Source organism: Paenibacillus dendritiformis, assembly GCF_945605565.1.
GTDB lineage: Bacteria > Bacillota > Bacilli > Paenibacillales > Paenibacillaceae > Paenibacillus_B > Paenibacillus_B dendritiformis_A.
Map to the genome: position 1 here is coordinate 6,562,599 of NZ_OX216966.1, position 24,192 is coordinate 6,586,790.

At 57.3% G+C, this 24,192-nt stretch carries 5 protein-coding genes; all 5 read right to left on the reverse strand.

Annotated features, from left to right (window positions below; all coding sequences use genetic code 11):
- Positions 1–39 precede the first annotated feature (39 nt).
- A complete protein-coding gene (locus NNL35_RS29500; RefSeq protein WP_006679449.1) occupies positions 40–1,773 on the reverse strand; it encodes an ABC transporter ATP-binding protein in 1,734 nt (577 codons plus the stop codon).
- Entirely contained in the window at positions 1,770–3,596 is a 1,827-nt protein-coding gene (locus NNL35_RS29505) for an ABC transporter ATP-binding protein (protein WP_006679448.1), read from the reverse strand. Before NNL35_RS29505 ends, NNL35_RS29500 begins: the two co-directional genes overlap by 4 nt.
- On the reverse strand, positions 3,586–6,894 hold the full coding sequence (locus NNL35_RS29510) for a non-ribosomal peptide synthetase (protein ID WP_254553958.1): 3,309 nt from the start codon (positions 6,892–6,894) through the stop codon (positions 3,586–3,588). Before NNL35_RS29510 ends, NNL35_RS29505 begins: the two co-directional genes overlap by 11 nt.
- A gap of 153 nt (positions 6,895–7,047) precedes the next feature.
- The gene (locus tag NNL35_RS29515) at positions 7,048–22,086 is read right to left on the reverse strand and encodes a non-ribosomal peptide synthetase (RefSeq protein ID WP_254553959.1); all 15,039 of its coding nucleotides are present in this window, start codon (positions 22,084–22,086) and stop codon (positions 7,048–7,050) included.
- A 533-nt stretch (positions 22,087–22,619) separates the two neighbouring features.
- Entirely contained in the window at positions 22,620–23,903 is a 1,284-nt protein-coding gene (gene ectB, locus NNL35_RS29520) for a diaminobutyrate--2-oxoglutarate transaminase (RefSeq protein ID WP_006678458.1), read from the reverse strand.
- Positions 23,904–24,192 lie beyond the last annotated feature (289 nt).

Sequence of the window (24,192 nt, forward strand, 5' to 3'; positions counted from 1 at the left end):
ATCGACACACTCCCGTTTTAGAGATTGTTTGTAGATAGGCTAACCGTACAGCCGGGCGTAATAACCCCCGAGCGCCAGCAGGTCCTGATGACGGCCCCGCTCGACTACCGTGCCTTGATTCATGACGGTAATCAAATCCGCATGTTCCACGGTGCTGAGACGGTGGGCAATCAGAATGGTGGTGCGCCCCTTCATCAATTCGTTCAGGGCCTGCTGCACCCAATGCTGGGATTCGTTATCCAGCGCGGAAGTCGCTTCGTCCAGCAGCAGAATCGGGGCGTTTTTGAGAATCGCCCGGGCAATCGCAATTCGCTGCCTTTGTCCGCCCGACAACGACGCTCCTCTCTCTCCCACCGGCGTTTTATACTGTTCCGGAAGTTCCTGAATGAAATGGTGAGCATACGCCGCTTTGGCCGCTTCAATCACTTCTTCATCCGTTGCATCCGGGTTGCCGTAGCGGATGTTTTCCTCAATCGTGCCGGTAAATAAGAACGGCTCCTGCGGAACGTATGCAATCTGCCTGCGGATTTCGTCCAGCGTGTAATGGCCGAACGGTTTGCCTTGGAGCAGGATTTCTCCGCTGTCCACAGGATAAAAGCCGAGCAGCAGCTTGATCAGCGTACTTTTGCCGCTGCCGCTGGCCCCCACAATAGCGGCGACCTGGCCGGGAAACACCTGCATGGACATGTCGACAAGCACCTTTTTATCCGACTGATAGGAAAATTCCACATCGCGAAACTCCACCGCAGCCTCCGACACAAGCTCGCTGTGAGGAGATCCCAAACTCTCCGGTTCCTCTTCCTCTCTTAGTACCTCTTGAATCCGGTGAGCGCCCGCGAGCGAATTTTGGGTCATCGACAGAACCATCCCCAAGTTCAACAAGGCGTGCGTCAGATTCACTTGCAGAACCGCCAGGGCGGCGACGCTTCCCATTCCCATCAGTCCGTAGGCATAAAGAAGACTGCCGATGACGATGATGCCGCAGAACGTGACGTAGCTGATAAAATGGTTCACCGCAGCCTGCATGCCATTCTTCTGCGCAGTTTGCCGAAGCGTCTGCGTCATTTGTTCGTTCAACGCTTCGTACTGGCCGTAAATCGTACGGATGCGGAACAGCTTCACAATTTGAATGCCGCCCATAAAATCTTTGAATTTTTCGGTCATTTTACCGAGCGTTTGCAAGCCTTGTTCGGACAAGGCTCGAATATCCCGCGCAAATTTCAGGCTGACCACGGAGGACAGCAGCAGAATGACGAAGGATACGCCGGCAAACCGCCAATCGATCAACACCATGGAGACAATGGAGCCGATGCAAAAAACAATTTGAAGCAGCAAAACGAAGTAAACCTGCGAAAATGTAAACTCAACGGTCGTTACGTCGTTGTTCACCCGCGACAGCAAGTCCCCATGGTGCGTCTGTTCCAGAAATCTCGGCCGCACCCGGCACAGCTTGTCGTAAAGACGTTCGCGGATATTCAGCACAGTCAGCTCGACACTGCGCTGGTATAAGTAAATGAACCAAGGTGAAATCACATTTTCCAGGAACAGCGCCGCACCCAAAATAATAAAGGCTTCCACCATCAGGGACGTATCTCGAGACACGGCGAAATCAACCAAGTTATGTACGACCAAACTGAAGGCGATCAGGAACAATGTCTGGGTGAGCGCCGTCACGGCCAGGCCAATGGCGTACTGGGTTTTGCGCTTGCGGTTCATAAAGGTCAGCAAGTAGCCGAGTTCTTTCACTTGCGAAAGCCATCCGCCCTTTTTCATGTGTACGCCACCTCCCTGCGTTCGGCAGAATCGGTAAATTCCTGGTAGTACGACTGGGCGTACAGTCCCTTCATCTCCAACAATTGTTCATGAGTGCCCTTTTCAACAATATTCCCCTGTTCCATGACCCAAATTTCGTCGGCGTTTTGAATAGTAGAAAGCCGGTGGGCAATAACCATGGTCGTTCTATTCTTCATCAATACGCCCAGCGCTTCCTGAACCGCGCTTTCCGACTCCGGATCAAGAGCCGACGTTGGCTCGTCCAGCAGCAGAACGGGAGCATCCTTCAGAAAAGCCCGGGCCATTGCAATGCGCTGGCGCTGGCCGCCGGACAAAAAGCCTCCGCGCTCCCCGACATACGTCTGGTAGCCGCCCTCAAGCTGCATAATGAAGGAATGCGCCTGAGCGGCTTTGGCGGCTTCGATAATCTCGTCCATCGACGCTTCTTCCCGCCCGTAGCCGATATTTTCGGCAATCGTGCCGCTAAACAAATATGAGTCCTGGGTTACCACGGAAAAATGCGACCGAAGCTGCTCCGGATCGGCGCCGTGGATCAGGCTGCCGAACACGCGGATCTCACCCTGGTCCTCCGGAAGCGGATAAAAGCCGCATACAAGCTTAAACACCGTGCTCTTCCCTCCGCCGCTCGCTCCGACAAGCGCGATCGTCTTCCCTTCCGGCACCGAAAAGCTAACATTCCGCAGGATCGGGGAGCTCTCCTCATACCCGAAGGTTACCTTCTGAAACTCGATGGGGGCGGCGCTCGCCTTCGGAAGCGAACGGCCATTTTCCGTTTCGGTCGGCTGCTCGACGATTTCGGAGACCCTTCTGAGGGCACCGGCCATTTCGAACGTCCGCGTGATGAGCTCGGGAATATGCTCCAGCGGCTCCAGACACAGATTCAGCAAGTACAGGAAGGCGACCAGTTCCCCCGCGCCTAGCTGCCCTTGGTAGATCAAATAGCTTCCGTAACTGACGGCGAAAATGATCGGGCTGATCATCAGCGTGGAAAGCAACGGATTGACCCAGGCTTCCCGCTTTTTCACGGCCAGCTTTTTTTGGGCCGTCAACTGCAGCAGCACTTGGTAGGAGCGAGATAACATGCCGGATAGCAGGTAGCTTTTTACAATAGGCATACCCCCGAGTGTATCCTGGAGGTTGACGTTCATTCGGCCCATGTTCGCCTGGGCTTCCTCCGTCAACCGTTCCAACTGCTTGCCGATCCATTGGGAAACCAGCAGCGCTAAGGGAAATAACAGCAGGCTGTACAGCATCAGCTCCCATTGGAGGCAGATCAAATAAGCGAAACAGCCAATGAACAATAGCGGATGATAAAACCACTGGGCAAGGTCCCGAATCATAAACTGCTGGATGAGCTGCAGGTCGTTGTTGATCCGCGACAACACGTCGCCGGAATGCTGCTTTTCCAAATAGGAGACCGGGAGTTTGCCGATATGACGCATGACATGGTTGCGGATATCCTGCACCGCAGAGGCGCTGCTTCGCTCCACCCCGAAGCTCATGAAATACTTCGCCGGCACACCGATCAAGATGACCGCAAAGACCGTGTACACGATTTGCAGAACGATTGGCCCCGCCCCCTTCTCGGCCTGGGTGGTCAACTGCTCGATCAAACTTCCCGTCCATATCTCAATAACGGCGGCGGCAATTGCGGACAAGGTACCGACGATCATCCAGCCTTTGTGACGGCTTACATAGGACATCAGCCAGCGGAACGCTTTCCAGGTGGCGTAAGCGGATTGGCGCTTGGAAGGCGCCGCTGTGCCGTGCTCTCGAACAGACGGCTGCCGGTCAGCTTCCATGCAGTACCCCGGCCTCCGCTTCGATCTGCCGCTTGACTTGCTCTAAGATGTCCCGGATGACAACGGCCGTTTCGTCCACGCGCGCGAGTTCCAGCAATTCCTCGTGCGCGCCCTCCAGCCGGTAATCGGCGTAAGCTTGCGTCGTTGCCCCCTGCCAGGACGGCAATTGGTGCTCCAAGCGGAACGCTTCGCTGTCCTTCGCAATCAGTTCGTAAATCCGGGCCGGGATCGTGCCGGAGTTAATAAGCTGCGCTTCGTACGCCAAGGTCGCTTTGACCTTCCGATGAACCCGCTCCCGCACGAGCGGGTTGCTCATTAATTCCTTCTCTTCTTCGTCGAAATCGGCAAGCATTTCTTCAAGCTCTTTCTCCGACGTTTCGGGAGGCGTCAGCGTGTCCTTAATCCACGAGTCCACCATAAGCACGTCCGTTACGAGATACCCTCTTTTCACCATCGTTTTGGCTACCTCGAACGTGAGGTTGCCCCCGAAGCAGTAGCCGAGCAGCACGTAAGGTCCTTCCGGCTGGATGCGGACAATCTCGTCCACATAACGGTTCAGCGTGGCCTCGTAATCGGCGGCATCGTCGATAAAATCAATGCCGTAGAGCACGAACTGGCCGTCGAGTCTGTTTGCGAGCTCTCGGTAACCGATGCCGAAGCCGCTGCCTGGAGGGAAGCAGAACACGTTCAGATCTCCTGCTTTATTCAGCTTAATGAAGGAGTATCCCCCTTTATCCAGGCCCAGATCCCCCTCTCCGAAAGCCATGGCTTCAACGGTTACATGATGGAATTGGCGGTTCAGCGGTATCTCAATGCCCGTTTCATCGTAAACGGCTTGGACGAGCCTCATCAGACTTAACGAATTGCCACCCAACTCAAAAAAGTTATCCTTTACGCCGACCTGCGGAACGCCAAGCGTATCCTGCCAGACGCGGGCGATCTTCATTTCGAGCAGCGTTCTCGGCGCAACATATTCCGCTCCTCCGGCCGCGGCTTCCTCCGGCGCGGGCAGGGCTTTGCGGTCGATTTTCCCGTTCGGAGTCAGCGGCATCCGCGAAAGCTGCACGAGGTGCGAAGGAATCATATACCCTGGAAGCTGCTTGGCGAGCTCCTCCTTGAGTTCATGCGCCGCCAGCCTCGTTTCCGCGACGTAGTAAGCGACAAGCTGCTTATGGCCGTTCGCGTCGTCACGGGCAAGCACCACCGCTTCTTCCACGCCCTCGACGTTGAGAAGCTGCGTCTCGATTTCGTCCAGCTCGATCCGGTACCCGCGGATTTTCACCTGGTGGTCGATCCGGCCCAGGTATTCGATGTTGCCGTCCGGCAGCCAAGCCGCCAAGTCGCCCGAGCGGTACAGCTTCTCCCCCTCCGCAAACGGGGAATCGACGAACTTCTCCGCCGTCAGATCCGGACGGTTCAGGTATCCTCTCGCAAGGCCTTCTCCGGCCACGTACATTTCGCCCGCTACGCCGATCGGCACAGGGCGGCGATTTTCATCAAGGATGTACACCCTCAGCGTCGGGATCGGCTTGCCGATATTGCTCTTCGCCGCCTCAATCTCGACCCACGTGATTTCCTTATACGTCACGTGAACCGTCGTCTCGGTAATGCCGTACATATTGATCAGCTTCGTCTCCGGGTACTTCGTCTTGAAGCCCTTGAGCAGCAGCGGACTCAGCGCTTCGCCCCCGAAGATGACGTTGCGAATCCGCAGATCGTACGGATGGTCCGCCAAGACCTTACGCAGCAGCTGGTAGAAGTACGTTGGCGTCTGATTCAAAATCGTGACCTGTTCGCGGCCCAGCAGCGCCAGGAAATCGGCCGGATTTTTCGCCGTGAGCGGCGGTACGATGACCAGCTTGCCTCCGTACAGCAGCGCTCCATACATTTCCCAGACGGAGAAATCGAAGCAGAACGAGTGGAACAGCGTCCACGTGTCGGATGGCCCGAAGTCGAACAGGTTCTTGTCGTTGAACAGGAGGCGCACCACGTTCTTATGCTCGATCAGCGTTCCTTTTGGTCTGCCGGTCGTTCCCGACGTGTAGATGACATAAGCCAGGTTGTCCGGCCCGGAAATCGGCTCCAGATTCGAAGCGTCCAGCGCACCTTCGGAGTCCGCCCCTCTGTCGCCCCAAACGAAATCGTCCAATTCGAGGCGCGTTCTTGCGAAGTCGGTCTTCTCGTGCAGATGCTTTTGAATCAGCAATAACGGCGCGCCCGAATCCTCAATCATGAAGCGGATGCGCTCCTCCGGGTAGTCGGGATCGACAGGCACGTAGGCTCCGCCCGCTTTGAGAATCGCCAGAATGCCGACGACCATATCGAGCGAGCGTTCGGCCAGAATCGCTACCAGTTGATCCGCTTCTACTCCCGTCTCCCGCAGCTTCCGCGCAAGGCGGTTGGATCGCTCGTTCAGCTCGCGGTAGGTCAGCTGCCGCTCGTTCATGACGGCGGCCACGTGATCCGGGTAAAGCTCCGCCTGCTCTTCGAACAAGCCGTGAATCGTTTTCCCCTGCTCGAACCCGGTTTCGGTGTCGTTAAATCGCTTCAGCAGCGTCTCCCTCTCGTCTGGGGACAGCACATCGGCTTGTCCAAGCTCCAGATCCGGCTGAAATAAAAGCACGGACAGCAGCCGAACAAGATGGTCGGCCGCCTGTTCCACAAATGCCCGCTCGTACCGCTGCCCGTCAAAGCTTATTTCCAGCTTGATGGAGTGGTTTTGGCGGTCAAATTGAAAAACCGTATCGGCCGCCACCCGGTTACCCAGCGGTACCGGATGAATCGGGGCGAAAGATGCGACGGTGTTGACGACCGGGAGGCCGTCCCCCGTATAGTCCAGATGGAGCGGCTCCACCATTTTTCGAAAAGGCAGATGCTGATGCTCCAGCGCCTCGCCGATGGAAGCTTTGATGCCCCCGAGCAGCGTTTTCAGCGTAGTCTGGCGGCTTACGGACGTCTTGATCACCAAGATGTCATGCGGCGGCGGAGTCCCGTCGGGGTCTGCGCTATAAGAAGGCATGCCGACCAGCACTTGGTCCTGCCCGGTATATTTGAACAGCAGGCTTTTTACTCCTGCCAAAACAATAATGTACAAAGCCAAATCCGAACCGTTGGCGAGGCGAATGATTCTCTCCGAGAGTTCGCTCGGCAGAGTACGGTGAAGCAAGCCCGGCTCGGCCGCAGCTTCCCCGTCGGCGGATAATTTGGAGGATTGACTGTAGGGAAGGAAGCTCAGGCTGTCATCGGTGTCAAACTTGCCGCTCCAGTACCGTTCTTCCTTTTCAAATAAAGATTTCATTCGTACCTCCCCTAAAAATGAAGTAACCCCTCGCCCAGGCGCAGGTCCGAAAAAGCTTGCTTTCGGCCAGCGCGTTTACGGGCTTGGACGTTGTTCGCCGTCTTCCTTGGGATACGCGCGCTTTCGATTGACGTCGGAGGCGCGCTTGTAAGATTAAAACGCGAATTCGATCGTATCGACGGCACTCTTTGCGCCTGCCGACGGTTTGTGACATTCAATCCGGCTTAGCTCGAGTTGCGGATTTTCCACAATTTGAGACAGTACCCGCAGGTAATCCTCACTCAAGGTGCGGATCATCGCTTCTTTGAACAGCTTGGTGGCGTAGAAGAAGCCCCCGCTCAGCGCCCCGTTGTTTTCATACATAAACAGCGTCAGATCGAACTTCGCTTCTTCCAAATGGTCAAGCTCGTAAGTCTTCAGGCTGACCCCTTCCAGTTCGGCGTCTCGTTCTTCGATATTTTGCAAATCGAAAACAGCATCGAACAACGGGAAGCGGCCAGGCTCCCGCTTCACATTCAAACGCTCCACGAGTTCCTCGAATGGATAATCCTGGTTCTCGAAAGCGCCCAAAGCCGTTTCCTTTACTTCTTCCAGGTAAGACAAGAACGTTTTGTTGCCCGACGGACGATTGCGGATCGCCAGCGTATTGACAAACATCCCGATGACCGGTTCCAAATCGGCATTCGTTCTTCCCGCCACCGGGGTGCCCACGACCAAGTCCTCCTGCCCGCTGTACTTGGACAGCAGCACGGTATAAGCCGCAAGCAGCACCATGAACAACGTGCTTTCACGCTCGGCCGCCAATTCGCGCAGCCGCGCAGAGAGAGAAGCTTCAACGTCGAACTCCAGATGCGCGCCTTCGTAGCTGCGAACCGCAGACCGTTCGTAATCCATCGGCAGGTCCGCCGTCGGCAGCTCGCCTGCGAAGGTTTGCAGCCAGTACGCTTCCTGCCGCCCGATCCGCTCTCGGTAGGCCTTCGACTGCTGCCAAACGGCATAATCCTTGTATTGAATGCGCAGTGGCGGCAGTTCTTCCCCGGCGTAGAAACTCGAGAACTCATCCATCACAATCGCCATTGATACCCCGTCGGACACGATATGGTGCATGTCGAAAAGGAGAATATGCAGATTTGGCTCCAGTTCAATGACCCCGGCTCGCAACAGCGGCGGCTTTCCGAGATCAAACGGACGAACAAAGCTGCGAACAATCTGCTCGATTTGAGCCACATCCGCTTTATCTGCTTGATGATGCTCGATAGCAAAATCAACCTGCGGGTAAATTCGCTGAACCGCTTCACCCTTCACGATTTCAAAACCGGTGCGCAGCGATTCATGCCGTGTTATCAATTTCCGCAAGGCGGCTTCCAACCGGTCTAAATCAAACTCGCCTTCCACCTGCACCAACTCCGGCATGTTGTAAAGCTGATCCGCTCCATCCAGCGTGTGCTGAATGAACAGCCGTTTTTGTGCAGAGGACAGAGGGTAGTACTCTCTCTCCTCCGCTTGAGGAATGGCCTCGTGCTCCCGCCGTTCCATCCGGGCGATAGCCTCGGCCATCGCCGCAATCGTCGAGTGACGGAATACGTCGCGCAGCGGCAGATTGACGTTTAATTCCTTAAATACCTTGCCCGCCAGCGTTGTCGCCCGCAGGGAGTGGCCGCCGATGTCGAAGAAGTTGTCGTGAACGCCAATCTCCTTCGCAAGGCCCAGCACCTCCTGCCATATCGCCGCCAGCTTCGTTTCCAGCTCATTGCGCGGTGCGACGTGCTCCGTTCCGCTCCCCGCTTCCCCTTCCGGCGCCGGCAGCGCCTTCCGGTCAATCTTTCCGTTTGGCGTCAGAGGCAGGCGCTCCAGCTCCACGAAGTACGACGGGATCATGTAGCCCGGCAGTTCCTGTGCCAGCGCGCCGCGCAGATCGTTCACTGCCAGTTCCGCTCCGGTATCCAGCGTGTAATACGCGCATAGCGCCTTCTGCCCGTTCGCGTCACTTCGAACCAGCACCACCGCTTCGCGTACTCCTTCCACCCGCAACAGCTGCGACTCGATCTCGCCCGTTTCAATTCGGTACCCCCGGATTTTTGCCTGGTTGTCGATCCGGCCGATGAAGTCCACGTTCCCGTCCTCCATCCACCGCGCCAAATCCCCCGTGCGGTACAGCCGCTCGCCCGCGGCGAACGGACTGTCTACGAACTTCTCTTCCGTCAGCTCCGGACGGTTCAAGTACCCGCGCGCCACGCCGACTCCGCCGATAACCAGCTCGCCCAGCACCCCTACTGGCACCGGGTTCAGGTGCGCATCCACGATGTAGAATTTCGCATTCAGCCACGCTTTCCCGATCGGCACGCTGCCCGTCTTCGGCAGCTTCTCCAGCGGCTCGTCATAGAAGCTGGAGTCGACCGCCGCTTCCGTCACGCCGTAAGCGTTGATGATCCGGAACAACGAGCCGAAGCGTTCCTGCAAGGTCCGGTAATCCGCCACGCTGCAGCTGTCCGAGCTCGTGATCAACAGCTCCAACCGGCTCATATCCAGCCCCTGCTCGTGCACGTACTCCAGGAACGGCACGATCAGCGCCGGCGTCGATTCGAAGATCGTCACTTGCTGCTGGCTGATCCAGTAGTGCAGACGAGACGGATCGATCCGGTCGTCCTTCGGCACAATCACCATCGTGCCTCCGTTGTACAACGTCCGCGCGATATCTCCCACGAACACGTCGAACGAGAAGCTGGCGAGCTGCAGCAGGCGCACCGGGAACTGATCCAACCGGTATTCCCGCCGGTAGCCCGCCGCCGTGTTCACCAGGCTGCGGTGCTCGATCATCACGCCCTTCGGCTTGCCCGTCGTTCCCGACGTATAGATCACGTACGCCAGATCCTCCGGACGGGCTTCATGGAAGCTGTCGGTGCCGACATACTGATGGCTCTCATCGCAGTCGTCCACAGCAGCCGTCAGCTTGCCGGAGACCATGCCGGAGCCAATCGGCGCATTCGCCCGCTCCTCGCTGTACGACGCTTCGTCGTCCAGGTACAGCACCGCTGCCAGCGCCAGCTCCTCTTCGCCGAGCCAGGCTTCGGCACGCTCTCGCAGCGCCGTTTGCGTCAGCAGTACCTTCGCTCCGCTGTCTTCGAGCATGAACCGCACGCGGTCCGCCGGGTAATCCGGGTCGAGAGGCACATACGCCCCGCCCGCTTTCCAGACGGCCAGCACGGCCACCAGCAAGTCCACCGAACGCTCGGCGAGAATGCCGACGATCGTCTCCCGGCCGATGCCGCTTGCGCGCAGCGTGGCCGCCAAGCGGTTCGCCCGCTCGTTCAGCTCCGCATACGTCAGCCGGTCGTTCTCGTACACGACGGCCTCCGCTTCGGGTGTGCGTTCCGCCTGTTCCTCGAACAGCCGGTGGAACGCGGACGCAGGAGCCGCTTCCGGCTGCGCGGGGTTGAACGTGCCGAGAATTTGTTCTTTTTCCTCTGCCGTCAACAAGTTCAGCTCGGCGATCTTCGCATCCGGACGGCTTACGATCGTTACGAGCAGCTGCTCGTAATGCTTCGCCAGCCGTTCAATCGTCTCCCTTTTGTAGAGAGCCGTCGCATATTCGAAGCTGTAATCCAAGCCGCCGTTCTCCTCGCCCACATCCAAGCTGATATCAAACTTTGCGGTATCCAGTGCGCTCGGATAAGGAATCAGGCGAAGCCCTTCCAGCTCAAATTCCTCGTTCTCCGTATTCTGCATCGTAAACAGCGTGTCGAAAATCGGATTGCGGCTTAAATCACGGGTGACTTGCACCTTGTCCACCAATTCTTCGAACGGATAGTTTTGATGCTCGAAGGCGTGGAGGGTCGTTTCTTTGACTTCGTTCAGGTAGGACAGGAATGTCTTCTCCGAAGCCGGATAACTGCGGATCGCCAGCGTGTTTAAGAACATCCCGATTAACGGCTGCACATCTCCATGATTCCTTCCAGCAATCGGCGTACCAACGATCACATCTTCCTGACCTGAATATTTATGCAGAAGGACGTTATATGCCGCAAGCAACACCATAAACAGCGTCGTGCCCGTTTCCGAGGCCAGTTGCCTTAGGCCGTCAGTTTTCGAAGCGTCGAAGAAAAACTCCAGCGTTTGGCCTTCGTAGCTCTGCACGGCCGGACGCGGATAGTCGGTCGGCATTTCCAGCACCGGAAGCTCGCCTTGGAACATGTCCAGCCAGTACGCCTCCTGACGCTGAAGCCGTTCCTTCTGCTCCTGCGAATGCTGCCACACGGTGTAGTCTTTGTACTGAATGCGCAGAGGCTCCAATTTCTCGCCGCCGTACAAGCGGACGAATTCTTCAACAAAGATTTCCATGGAGACACCGTCGGAAATAATATGATGCATGTCGTACATTAGAATATGGCGTTCGGGAGCCAGCTCGACAAGGCCTACCCTCAGCAGCGGAGGCTTCGCCAAGTCAAACGGACGGACAAAACGGCGAACCGTCTCTTCGGCCTCTTGCTCATCTACTCGATAGAACTCCACGGCAAAATTCAAGTCCTGGTAAACCCGCTGCGATGCTTCGCCATCCACCATTTCGAACCCGGTGCGCAGCATTTCATGCCGCGCCATGAGCTTACGGAACGCTTCTTCGAACCTTACCCGGTCCAAAGCCCCCTCCAGCAGCATCGCCTCCGGCATGTTGTAGCTAAGCTCCGCGTCTTCCAGTTGATTCAGGATAAAGAGACGTTTTTGAGCAAAAGATTGCGGGTACACCTCCCGGTCATCCGCCACCGGAATGGCAACGAATGTCTGCTCATCCAGCCGGGAAATGGCGGCCGCCATGCTCTCGATCGTGGAATGGCGGAACACGTCGCGCAGCGGCAGATCCACGCTCAGTTCCTTGTGCACCTTGCTGACCAGCGTCGTCGCCCGCAGGGAGTGGCCGCCGATGTCGAAGAAGTTGTCGTGAACGCCAATCTCCTTCGCAAGCCCCAGCACCTCCTGCCAAATCGCCGCCAGCTTCGTTTCCAGCTCATTGCGCGGTGCGACGTACTCGGTTCCGCTTCCCGCTTCCCCTTCCGGCGCCGGCAGCGCCTTCCGGTCAATCTTTCCGTTCGGCGTTAGAGGCAGGCGCTCCAGCTCCACGAAGTACGACGGGATCATATAGCCCGGCAGCTCCTGTGCCAGCGCGCTGCGCAGAACGTTCACCGCCAGCTCCGTTCCGGTATCCGGCGTGTAATACGCGCATAGCGCCTTCTGCCCGTTCGCGTCACTTCGAACCAGCACCACCGCTTCGCGCACGCCTTCCACCCGCAGCAGCTGCGACTCGATCTCGCCCGTCTCAATCCGGTAGCCCCGGATTTTCGCCTGGTTGTCGATCCGGCCGATGAAGTCCACATTGCCGTCCTCCATCCACCGCGCCAAGTCTCCCGTGCGGTACAGCCGCTCGCCCGCGGCGAACGGACTGTCTACGAACTTCTCTTCCGTCAGCTCCGGACGGTTCAAGTACCCGCGCGCTACCCCGACTCCGCCAATGACCAGCTCGCCCAGCACCCCGACCGGCACCGGGTTCAGATGCGCATCCACAATGTAGAATTTTGCATTCAGCCACGCTTTGCCGATCGGCACATGGCCTGTCTGAGGCAGCTTCGTCAGCTCCTCGTCGTAGAAGCTGGAGTCGATCGCCGCTTCCGTCACGCCGTAGGCGTTGATGATCCGGAACAACGAGCCGAAGCGTTCCTGCAAGGTTCGGTAATCCGCCACGCTGCAGCTGTCCGAGCTTGTAATCAACAGCTCCATCCCGCTCATATCCAGCCCCTGCTCGTGCACGTACTCCAGGAACGGCACGATCAGCGCCGGCGTCGATTCGAAGACGGTGACCCGCTCCCGCTCCATCCAGTGGTGCAGACGAGACGGATCGATCCGGTCGTCCTTCGGCACAATCACCATCGTGCCTCCGTTGTACAACGTCCGCGCGATATCTCCCACGAACACGTCGAACGAGAAGCTGGCGAGCTGCAGCAGGCGCACCGGGAACTGATCCAACCGGTATTCCCGCCGGTAGCCCGCCGCCGTGTTCACCAGGCTGCGGTGCTCGATCATCACGCCCTTCGGCTTGCCCGTCGTTCCCGACGTATAGATCACGTACGCCAGATCCTCCGGACGGGCTTCATGGAAGCTGCCGGTGCCGACATGCTGATGGCTCTCATCGCCGTCGTCCACAGCATCCGTCAGCTTGCCGGAAACCATGCCGGAGCCAATCGCCGCATTCGCCCGCTCCTCGCTGTACGACGCTTCGTCGTCTAGGTACAGCACCGCTGCCAGCGCCAGCTCCTCTTCGCCGAGCCAGGCTTCGGCACGCTCTTGCAGCGGCGTTTGCGTCAGCAGTACCTTCGCTCCGCTGTCTTCGAGCATGAACCGCACACGGTCTGCCGGATAATCCGGGTCGAGCGGCACATACGCCCCGCCCGCTTTCCAGACGGCCAGCACGGCCACCAGCAAGTCCACCGAACGCTCGGCGAGAATGCCGACGATTGACTCCCGGCCGATGCCGCTTGCGCGCAGCGTAGCCGCCAAGCGGTTCGCCCGCTCGTTCAGCTCCGCATACGTCAGCCGGTCGTTCTCGTACACGACGGCCTCCGCTTCGGGCGTGCGCTCCGCCTGTTCCTCGAACAGCCGGTGGAACGCGGCCGCAGGAGCCGCTTCCGGCTGCGCCGGGTTGAACGCGCCGAGAATTTGGTCTTTTTCCGCTGCCGTCAACAAGTTCAGCTCGGCAATCTTCGCATCCGGACGGCTTACGATCGCCGCAAGCAAATGTCCGAAATGAGTCGACAGCCGCCGGATCGTGCTTTCTTTATAAAGAGCCGTTGCGAATTCAAAGCTGCACTCCAGGCCGCCGTTTTCTTCCGTAACATCCACACTCAGGTCGAACTTGGCCGTGCCGTATTCGCTAGGGTACGGGGACAATTTCAGCCCTTCCAGCTCAAACTCTTTATCCTCCAAGTTTTGCAGGGAGAACATCGTGTCAAACAGCGGGTTGCGGCTCAAATCCCGGCTGACCTGCACTTTATCGACGAGCTCTTCGAACGGATAATTCTGATGCTCGTAAGCGCCTAAGGTCGTTTCTTTCACTTCTTCCAGATACGACAGGAAGGTCTTCTCCGAAGCCGGATAATTGCGGAGCGCCAGCGTATTGACGAACATTCCGATCAAAGGCTGCGTGTCTCCGTGCGTTCTGCCCGCAATCGACATTCCGACGATCAAATCGTCCTGACCTGTGTATTTATGCAAAAGCACGGTATATGCCGCAAGCAGCACCATATACAGCGTCGTTCCTCTTTGAGCGGCCAGCTGCTTCAAGCCTTCGTTCGTTGCCTCGTCCACGAAGGACGTCAGCGTTTGTCCCTCAAAGCTCTGCACGGCAGGACGCGGATAGTCCGTCGGCATTTCCAGAACCGGCAGCTCGCCCCGGTAACGGTCCAGCCAGTAAGCTTCCTCGCGTTTCAACTGCACTTTTTGCTCGTCCGACTGCTGCCATACCGCATAGTCCTTGTATTGAATGCGCAAAGGCTCTAATGACTCGCCGCCGTACAGACGAACGAGTTCCTCGACTAACACGTCCATCGAAACCCCGTCGGAGACGATATGGTGCATGTCGAACATCAGCAAATAACGTTCGGCTGCCAGCTCTACGAGCTCCGCCCGCAGCAGCGGAGGCTTCGCCAAGTCGAAAGGCCGGATGAAGGCCTGCACGACTTCAGGCGCTTCTTCCTCGCTCGCATGACGGTACTCGACGGCAAAGTCGACGCTCTCGTAAATGCGCTGTACTGCTTCGCCTTGTACGATCTCAAAGCCGGTTCGCAGCGTTTCGTGCCGTGCGATCAGTCCGCGGAAAGCCTTCTCCAGCAGGCTCCGGTCAATCGATCCTTCCAGCAGCAGCACGCCCGGCATGTTGTAGCTCTGATCGGCCCCTTCCAGCTGATTCAGGATAAACAGCCGCTTCTGAGCTGAGGAAAGCGGATAATATGCTCTTGCGCCTGCCAGCGGAATCGACGAGAACGACTGCTCTCCGATCCGGGAGATGGCGAGAGCCATCTCTTCGATCGTCGAGTAGCGGAATACGTCGCGCAGCGGAAGTTCGACGTTCATTTCCTTCTGAATCTTGCTGACAAGGTTCGTCGCCCGCAAGGAGTGGCCTCCGAGCTCGAAGAAATTGTCCAGGACTCCAATGCCGGAGTAACCCAGCACTTCCTCCCAGATCTTCACAAGCTGGGACTCCGTCCGGTTACGCGGCGCTACGTATTCGACGCCCGTTTGTATGCCGCCTTGCGGCTCCGGCAGCGCTTTGCGGTCCACTTTGCCGTTGGACGTCAGCGGCATGCGCTCCAGCTGCACGAAGTACGACGGGATCATGTACCCCGGCATTCCCTGGGCCAGCGAGGTTCTCATTTCGCTGACCGTCAGCGTCCGGTCCGCCACAAAGTAGGCGACAAGCGCCTTCTCGCCCCCGCCGTCCTGACGGGCGAGCACCACCGCTTCTTCCACGCCCTCGACGTTCAGAAGCTGTGTCTCGATTTCGTCCAGCTCGATCCGGTAGCCGCGGATTTTCACCTGATGGTCGATCCGCCCCAGGTATTCGATGTTGCCGTCCGGCAGCCAAGCCGCCAAGTCGCCCGAGCGGTACAGCTTCTCCCCCTCCGCAAACGGAGAATCGACGAACTTCTCCGCCGTCAGATCCGGACGGTTCAGGTATCCTCTCGCAAGGCCTTCCCCGGCCACGTACATTTCGCCTGCTACGCCGATCGGCACTGGGCGGCGGTTTTCATCCAGGACGTACACCCTCAGCGTCGGGATCGGCTTGCCGATATTGCTCTTCGCCGCCTCCATTTCGACCCACGTAATTTCCTTATACGTCACGTGAACCGTCGTCTCGGTAATGCCGTACATATTGATCAGCTTCGTCTCCGGGTACTTCGTCTTGAAGCCCTTGAGCAGCAGCGGACTCAGCGCTTCGCCCCCGAAAATGACGCTGCGAATCCGCAGATCGTACGGATGATCCGCCAAGACCTCACGCAGCAGCTGGTAGAAGTACGTTGGCGTCTGATTCAAAATCGTGACCTGTTCGCGGCCCAGCAGCGCCAGGAAATCGGCCGGATTTTTCGCCGTGAGCGGCGGTACGATGACCAGCTTGCCTCCGTACAGCAGCGCTCCGTACATTTCCCAGACGGAGAAATCGAAGCAGAACGAGTGGAACAGCGTCCACGTGTCGGACGGCCCGAAGTCGAACAGGTTCTTGTGGTTGAACAAAAGGCGCACGACGTTCTTATGCTCGATCAGCGTTCCTTTCGGTCTCCCGGTCGTTCCCGACGTGTAGATGACATAAGCCAGGTTGCCCGGCCCGGAAATCGGCTCCAGGTTCGAAGCGTCCAGCGCATCGGCGGAGTCCGCCCCTCTGTCGCCCCAAACGAAATCGTCCAATTCGAGGCGCGTTCCTGCGAAGTCGGTCTTCTCGTGCAGATGCTTTTGAATCAGCAATAACGGCGCGCCCGAATCCTCAATCATGAAGCGGATGCGCTCCTCCGGGTAGTCGGGATCGACAGGCACGTAGGCTCCGCCCGCTTTGAGAATCGCCAGAATGCCGACGACCATATCGAGCGAGCGTTCGGCCAGAATCGCTACCAGCTGGTCCGCTTCTACTCCCGTCTCCCGCAGCTTCCGCGCAAGGCGGTTGGATCGCTCGTTCAGCTCGCGGTAGGTCAGCTGCCGCTCGTTCATGACGGCGGCCACGTTGTCCGGGTAAAGCTCCGCCTGCTCTTCGAACAATTGATTGAGCGTCTTCCGGCGCGGAAATTCCGTAGTGGTGTCGTTAAAACGTCCGAGAAGGTCGGCCTTTTCCGCCTCCGTCACAAGTTCCAGCTCACCCACGGTAATTTCCGGGTTATCCGTCACCTGCTCCAGCAGATGGACGAGATGCCCCTTGAGCCGTTCGATGCTGTCTTTATTGAACACTTCGGCGTTAAAGTCGAACCGAATTTCGATCTCGGCTCCCGGCACCACGGTCACGTTGAAGTTATAGTTCGTCTGCTCCTCCATCTGAACGTCAGTGATCGTCAGGTCGCCGTGCTGCTGGTCGCCCGCCTGCTCCATCTGCTCGTCCACCGGATAGTTCTCGAAAGCGATGATATGGTTGATCAGGTTTTGCTTTTGCACGCTGCGGGCTTGAATTTCATACAGCGGATAGTAATCATAACGCCCGGACTCCAGCGCCCGCTCTTGGAGCTTCGCCATCAGGTCGGCGAACACGGTGTCCCCTTCGCTCGTGACGCGGACCGGCACCGTATTGATGAACAGCCCGATCATGGACTCAATGCCCGGGATTTCCGCCGGTCTTCCGGCCACGACGCTGCCGAATACGGCATCGTTTGTTCCGTTATATTTTTGCAGCATCACGCCCCAAGCGGCTTGCAGCAGCGTATTGACCGTAACCAGACGCTCTTTCGCCACCCGGTCCATCCGCTCGCTCAAGTCCTTGCCCAGCTCGGCGGTGACGTGATCAGCCGTAAATCTGCCGTTCGGCTGCGCTTCCTTTTGCCCCGGGAGTACGGTTTGCCCTTCGTAACCTGCCAGGAACGCCGTCCAATAGCCGGATGCCGCCTGATCGTCCTGTTTCTCCAACCATTCGATATAAGCGCCATAATCCGATCCCTTATCTCCCGCTGGCTGCTTGCCGGATGCCAAGGCCGAGTACGTCTCAAACAGCTCCTGCGTCAGTTGCGGCAGGCACCAGCCGTCCATCAAAATATGCTGGAAACTCCACAGCACATGATAGCTCTGCTCTTCGGTGCGCAGGATCGTAACCCGAACGAGCGCGTCATGTTCCATGTCGAAGCCGCGAAGCTTGTCATCCTCGGCCTTTTTATCCAAATACGCTTGTTTCTCGTCCGGCTGCAAGTGAAGCAGCTCTTCATATTCAAAACCGACCAGCTTGTCGCGGTATATGATTTGCAGCGGCTCGCCCGCTGGTCCTTTCACAAAATTCGCCCGCAGCACCAGATGACGTTTCGCAAGCTCCATCCAGCTCCTCTCGAAAAGCTGGACGTCAAGCGCTCCCCGCATCGTAAACCGCGTCTGCTCGAAGTAAGCGGCCGTTTGCCGGTCAAGCGCGCTGTGGAACCACATGCCCTTCTGCATCGGCGTAAGCGAGTAAATATTTTCGATTTCCCCGACATGGCCCGAGCGCTGGCCGATTTGCTCCAATTCCGCGATGGTCAAGCCTTTAAATTGCACATCGCTCGGCGTCAATTCGGTGTGTTCTTTGCCTGCGCAGTGGGTAATGAGCTCTCGGAGACTTTGCTCAAGCCGCTGAGCGAAGGCTTCCATCGTTTCCTTGCGATACTGCTTCCGGCTGTAGCTGAGATCGAGCGATAGAGAGCCGTCCAGCACCATGCCGTTGATATCCAGCACAAAGCTGCGGGCCTGCCGGTCGCTGGCCGGGTTTCCGCTGGAATAAGAAGATATAGATATGCCGATCTCGTCCTGATTGACATCATCGTCGAACTGGCCGAGGTAGTTAAAATTAATTTCCGGCTCTGCGCCCCAAACAAAGCCATCCTCCGATTTGGAGAGATAGCGGCACACACCGTACCCAAGCCCCTTGTTCGGAATGCGGCGCAAGCTTTCCTTGACCTGTTTAATCTGATAGGCCAAATCCCGGTTGGTTTCCGGCTCCAGGACGACCGGAAACTTGGTCGTAAACCAGCCGACTGTGCGCGTGATGTCGATATCCGTTCCGATCGATTCGCGTCCGTGTCCTTCGAGATTGATCCGCACCCGTTCGTGTCCCGTCCACTTGCGAACGGCTATGCCGAGCGCCGTTACCAAAATATCGTTCATTTCGGTGTTGTAGGCCCGGTGAACCCGCTTCAGCAGCAGCTCCGTTTCTTCAGGAGTCAAACGGACGAACAGCGATTCGCTGTCCTGCTGCGTCGTAACGTCCGCCTCCAGATCCTTCGGCAAGGCCGGAACCGCAATTTGTTCCACGGCCTGCCAATAGGCCCGTTCCTTCGCCATCTCCGGGCTTTGCGCGTAAGCGGCCAGCTGCTCGGACCAAGTGCGGTACGCATCCGTTTTCGCCGGGAAACGAATTTCCTCGCTTTTGCCGGCCTGCTCGTAACCCAGAGCGAAATCCTCCATCAAAATGCGCCAAGACACGCCGTCCACCACGGCATGATGAACCGCGAGCAGTAAATGATCGCCGTCCGCGCACCGGAACAGTCCCGCCTTCACGAGGGGCCCTTTCTCCAGATCGATGCCCGCTTGAATATCCGTTGCCTTCGCTTCCACAGCCTGTGCGGTATTCTCCACACCCTTGAAGTCGAACACGTCCAGCGTGAACAGCCCGCCTTCCTGAATCGCGCGGTTCCGCGCGCTAAACCCTTGTTCCGTTTTGCGGAACACCATCCGCAAGGCGTCATGATGCTCGGCCAGCTTTTGCAGCACCTGACGCACCGTCTCTTCGTCAAAGCGTTCCTTCCGGTACAGCATCACCGACTGGTTGAAATGATGCGGGTCCGCAAAGGAGCTCTCGAAAAACCAATGCTGAATCGGCGTCAGCGCCGTTTCACCCGTTATTTCGCCTTGATCGATGGTACGTCCGATCGGTTTCACATGCAGGCTGAGCTGTGAAATAGTCGGATATTTGAACAAATCCCGGATTTCCAGCTTGTACCCGGCTTGATGTAGCCGCGAAGATACTTGAATGGACTTGATCGAGTCTCCGCCCAGCTCGAAGAAATGATCCGTTACCCCAACGCGATCGGCGTTCAATACCGCCTGCCACACATCGGCAAGCGTCCGCTCGGCTTCATTGCGGGGAGCTACGTACGCGCCGCCGGTCAGCGCGTTTCCTTCTGGGGCGGGCAAAGCCTTGCGGTCGATTTTGTCGTTCGGCGTGAGCGGCATCCGCGGAAGCTGAACAAAATGCGCCGGAATCATGTAATTCGGCAATTTTTGCGCCAGCGCGCTTCTCAGCTCGCCGAGCGTAAGCGGGCGGCCCGCGACCAGGTAAGCGCACAATTCTTGCCCGCTTTTGCCCTCCCGCGCGATTACCATCGTCTCCTGCACGGAGTCGATCTTCAGAAGCTGCTCTTCAATCTCGCCGATCTCGATCCGAAATCCACGGATTTTCACCTGATGGTCGATCCGGCCCAAGTACTCAATATTTCCGTCCGGCAGCCAGCGGGCGAGATCTCCCGTCCGGTAAAGGCGTTCTCCCGGCGCAAACGGATGTTCCACGAACTTCTCTGCCGTCAGCTCCGGATGGTTCAGGTAACCTCTCGCAAGCCCCACGCCTGCCACGCACAGCTCGCCGTCCACTCCCGGAGGCACAAGCTGCAGGTGGGCATCCAAAATAAAAATCCGGTGATTGGCCAGCGGGCGCCCGATCGGAATGACTCTGCGCTCCGGCTGCTCCTCATCCGCATCCCAAAGCGTCGTAACAATCGAAGCTTCGGTAGGGCCGTAAGCATTGAAATAGTGGACCTTCGGTTTCCACTGCTGCACGAATTCGGCCGATACCGCCGAGCCTCCCGTTACGAGCTTCGTTAAGCTGGGAAGGCGGTCCGGGTTCAAATAAGCGCTGTACGTCGGAGGCAAAATCGCCGCCGTAATCGCATGCTCGTTCATATAACTCTCGAACAGGCGGTTGTCGAGAATCGTCTCGGCCGTCGGGATGTACAATGCCGCGCCAAAATAGAGCGCTTTGAACACTTCCCAGCAGGACGCGTCGAACGACAGGCTGGCGAATTGAACGATCCGGTCATGCTCCGTGATGCCCAGCCTGTCCGCGAACATCAGCTTCAAGCTGACCAAACCGCGATGCTCCAGCATGACCCCTTTGGGTTTGCCCGTCGTACCTGACGTATAGATGACATAAGCCAGATCATTCGGACCGCTGGCCGGCTCCAGGTTCGTTCCATCGTCGCTGTAGGCCTGCTCGTCATCCAGCGCCAACACGGTCCCTTCGAACGGGACCTGCTGCTGCAGCTCCCTTTGAGTCAGCAGCAGCTGCGCGTTCGAGTTCTCCAGAATGTAGCGGATGCGTTCTTCCGGGTATTCCGGGTCGATCGGCACGTAGGCACCGCCAGCTTTCAGAACCGCCAGAATGCCAACGACCGTCTCCAGCGATCTCCTGGCCATCAAGCCTACCAGTTGATTGGGCAGCACGCCGACCGATCGCAGCGTCCGCGCCAGCCGGTTCGCCCGTTCGTTCAGCTCCGCGTACGAAAGCCGCCGCCCCTCAAAGACAACCGCCGTTGCTTCGGGCACCCGATTCACCTGCTCCTCCACGAGCTGATGAATCGTCCGATCACGGGGATAGTCCTTCTCGGTATCGTTAAAGCTTTGCAGCAATTGAAATTTCTCGTCCTCCGACAGCATGTCCACCCGCACGATGTCCAGCTCCAACTCGTGAAGCCCCACGGCCAGCAGGCGATTCAGATGGCCGACGACCCGAGTCATGAACTTCGAGTCATATAAGTGCTCGTTATATGACAGCGCTAGCTGTATCGTCCCGCCGGTTAAGCTGAATTCAAAGGAACAATCCGTGACCACGTTTTGCCCGATTTCGTCCAGATGCAGCTCCTTAAGGGATACTAGCGTATGGATGACGGGTATCCCGTCTGCATATTGCAGGTCCAGCTTCTCAGTCATTTTCAAGAACGGAATATGTTGATGCTGAATCGCCTCCGGCAAGGAAGTCCTCAGCTCGCTCAGAAGCGTTTTAAAAGTCGCACCCGCCGAAAGCGAGTTTTTCAAAATGACCGTATGATTAACGGATCGGCGCGTCTCCGTCGGTTTCCGTACAACCGGCATGCCGACCAGAATGTCAGAAGCGCCTGTATATTTATGCAATAGTGACTGAACACCGGCGAGCAAAATCATAAAAGCGGCCAGCGGAGCGCCCTTGCTCATTTGAAGGACGCGCTGCGCCGCTTTCTCCGAAAGCGAACCGCCGACGGTTGTCATAATGGGCGCCTGGGAGCTTGGAGCTTTGCTGTAAGGCAGCCGCGTCAAGGTATAATCGTCGCTACCGAATTTTTCGTTCCAAAACAACGTTTCTTTTTCAAAAGCCACCTGGATCGTTCCCCTCTCTTCATCGGTAAAAGCAATCCGGCGGAGCATATGCCGCAGCAACGCTCCAGCCTTGCTCCCCGCCTTTTCAAACATGTGACTTGCTTCATATGCTTGCTGCGGACGAGCCGCCCGAAGACGGGCTTTGGTTTACTATTGGGTTCGGAATTGGATTTGGGGATGGACAAGGGATGTTCCTCCCATCGATGTAAGGCTTGCTGTAGGGTTCCGGCCGGCCAGCAGGAAATCGGCCGTACCTCCGGATTCGGCACCGGAGCTGCCTTTGTCGAAGCCTATGTTTAAGGGGTATTGATCCACTCTATGTACGATTTATGTATTCCCCCGCAGCCCTGGTGTGGATAAGTAAAGATCCGGCTGCAGGGTAGTGAGCTTTTCCTGACGATTAGATGTGACGATGGCGCTGCATGAGTCTCAAAGAATGCTCCGTATGGCATGAACGGGACAGCCCTTGGATTAGCGGTGAATTCCATGCTGACTGACGGTACCGCAGCCAGCATGGGGAGAAAATCTTCCAATAGGGTAAAAACGTTATCTTAACATCAGGGCCACACGGCCCCCGGAAGGCACTTCCGTGCCTCTTGCCGGGGCGGTCACCGGCTTGGCCGAGCTTAGGTCGTTACCAGCAAATCCTGGGTCTCCTGAGAGATCACCTGCTGTATACTGGACTTGATAATGTCGCAGCCGGCGGCAAGATGCTCCATTGAGACGGTCAGCGGAGGCATGATCTTCAGCACGTGGTCTCCTCTGCCGGCTCTTTCAATGATGAGCCCGTTCTCGAAGCTGATCTCCGTCATCCGCTTCGCCCCGGCTTCATCCGTGAAGCCCGAGACGTCAATGCCCCAGATCAGGCCGAGTCCGCGGATCGCGATCGACGGATGCAGAGGCTTGATTTCTTTGTCAAGGAACGAGCGCACAAACTCTTCCTTCTGCTTCACCTCGGCTTCCAGGGCGGCTCTGTCCCGGAACTCGAGAGCGGCCTTGGCGGCCACAAAAGCGAGCTGGTTGCCGCGGAAGGTGCCGTTGTGCTCGCCCGGCGTCCAGAGATCCAGTTCAGGCTTCAGCAGCAGGAGGGACATTGGCAGGCCGTACCCGCTGATCGACTTCGACAGGGTAATGAGATCCGGCTGGATCCCCGCACGTTCGAAGGAGAAGAATTCGCCTGTCCGGCCGCAGCCGACTTGAATCTCGTCGGTAATGAGCAGGATATCGTGCCTGCGGCAAAGCTGCTGCAGCCCTCGCAGCCACTGCGCGTCGGCGACGTGAATTCCGCCTTCGGCTTGTACCGTTTCAAGCAGGATGGCGGCCGGCTTGTCGATTCCGGAGTGCGAATCAGTCAGGATATTCTCGATATAGCCGAGCGTATCCATTTCTGCGAAAGCCCCGCTCGGGTGCGGCATGAACGTAACTCCGCCCAGAGGAAGCCCCGCCCCTTCCCTCATGGACTTGGAGCTTGTCGCCGACAGGCTGCCGAGCGACATGCCGTGGAAGCCGCCCATGAATGCGAATATCCCGGTTCTCTTCTTCGCCTTGCGTGCGAGCTTCAGGGCCGCTTCCACCGCGTTCGTCCCCGTCGGACCGCAGAATTGAAGCTTGTAATTCAGCTTCTTCGGCTCCAGGATCCGCTCCGAGAAGCTCTGGATGAATTCGCGCTTGGCCATTGTATACATATCCAGACCGTGCATAATCCGGTCGGAGGTCAAGTAATCGAGAACCCGGTCCTTGATATAATCGTTGTTATGACCGTAATTCAGTGCCCCAGCACCTGCAAAAAAATCAATATATGCTCTTCCGTCCTCAGAATATAATAGGTCCCCCTTGGCCCGGTCGAATACCACCGGAAAGCTTCTGCAGTAAGATCTTACGTTGGATTCCAGCTTTTCAAAAATGCTCATGCGCTTCATCCTCCATCGGAATTGGGATAAGGTTGGCTTCATCCTTTCTGAACCTTCTGATGTCATGGAGCAACATATTCTCGGCTGTCATTTTCCACAATTGTCGGTCCCCGCATGCCGGCTTTCTGGGTAGCCAGTGGACTGGTCTCTCGCGCACAGCTTGAATAGGTATAAGGACCCTACAATTCTATGTTCTAGCATAATAGGAAAGGTGAGCCAAGTATAATTATATCAAAATTTCCAATAATGTATAGTAAAGCTTTAGTTAAATTTGGTCTTTCCAACATAA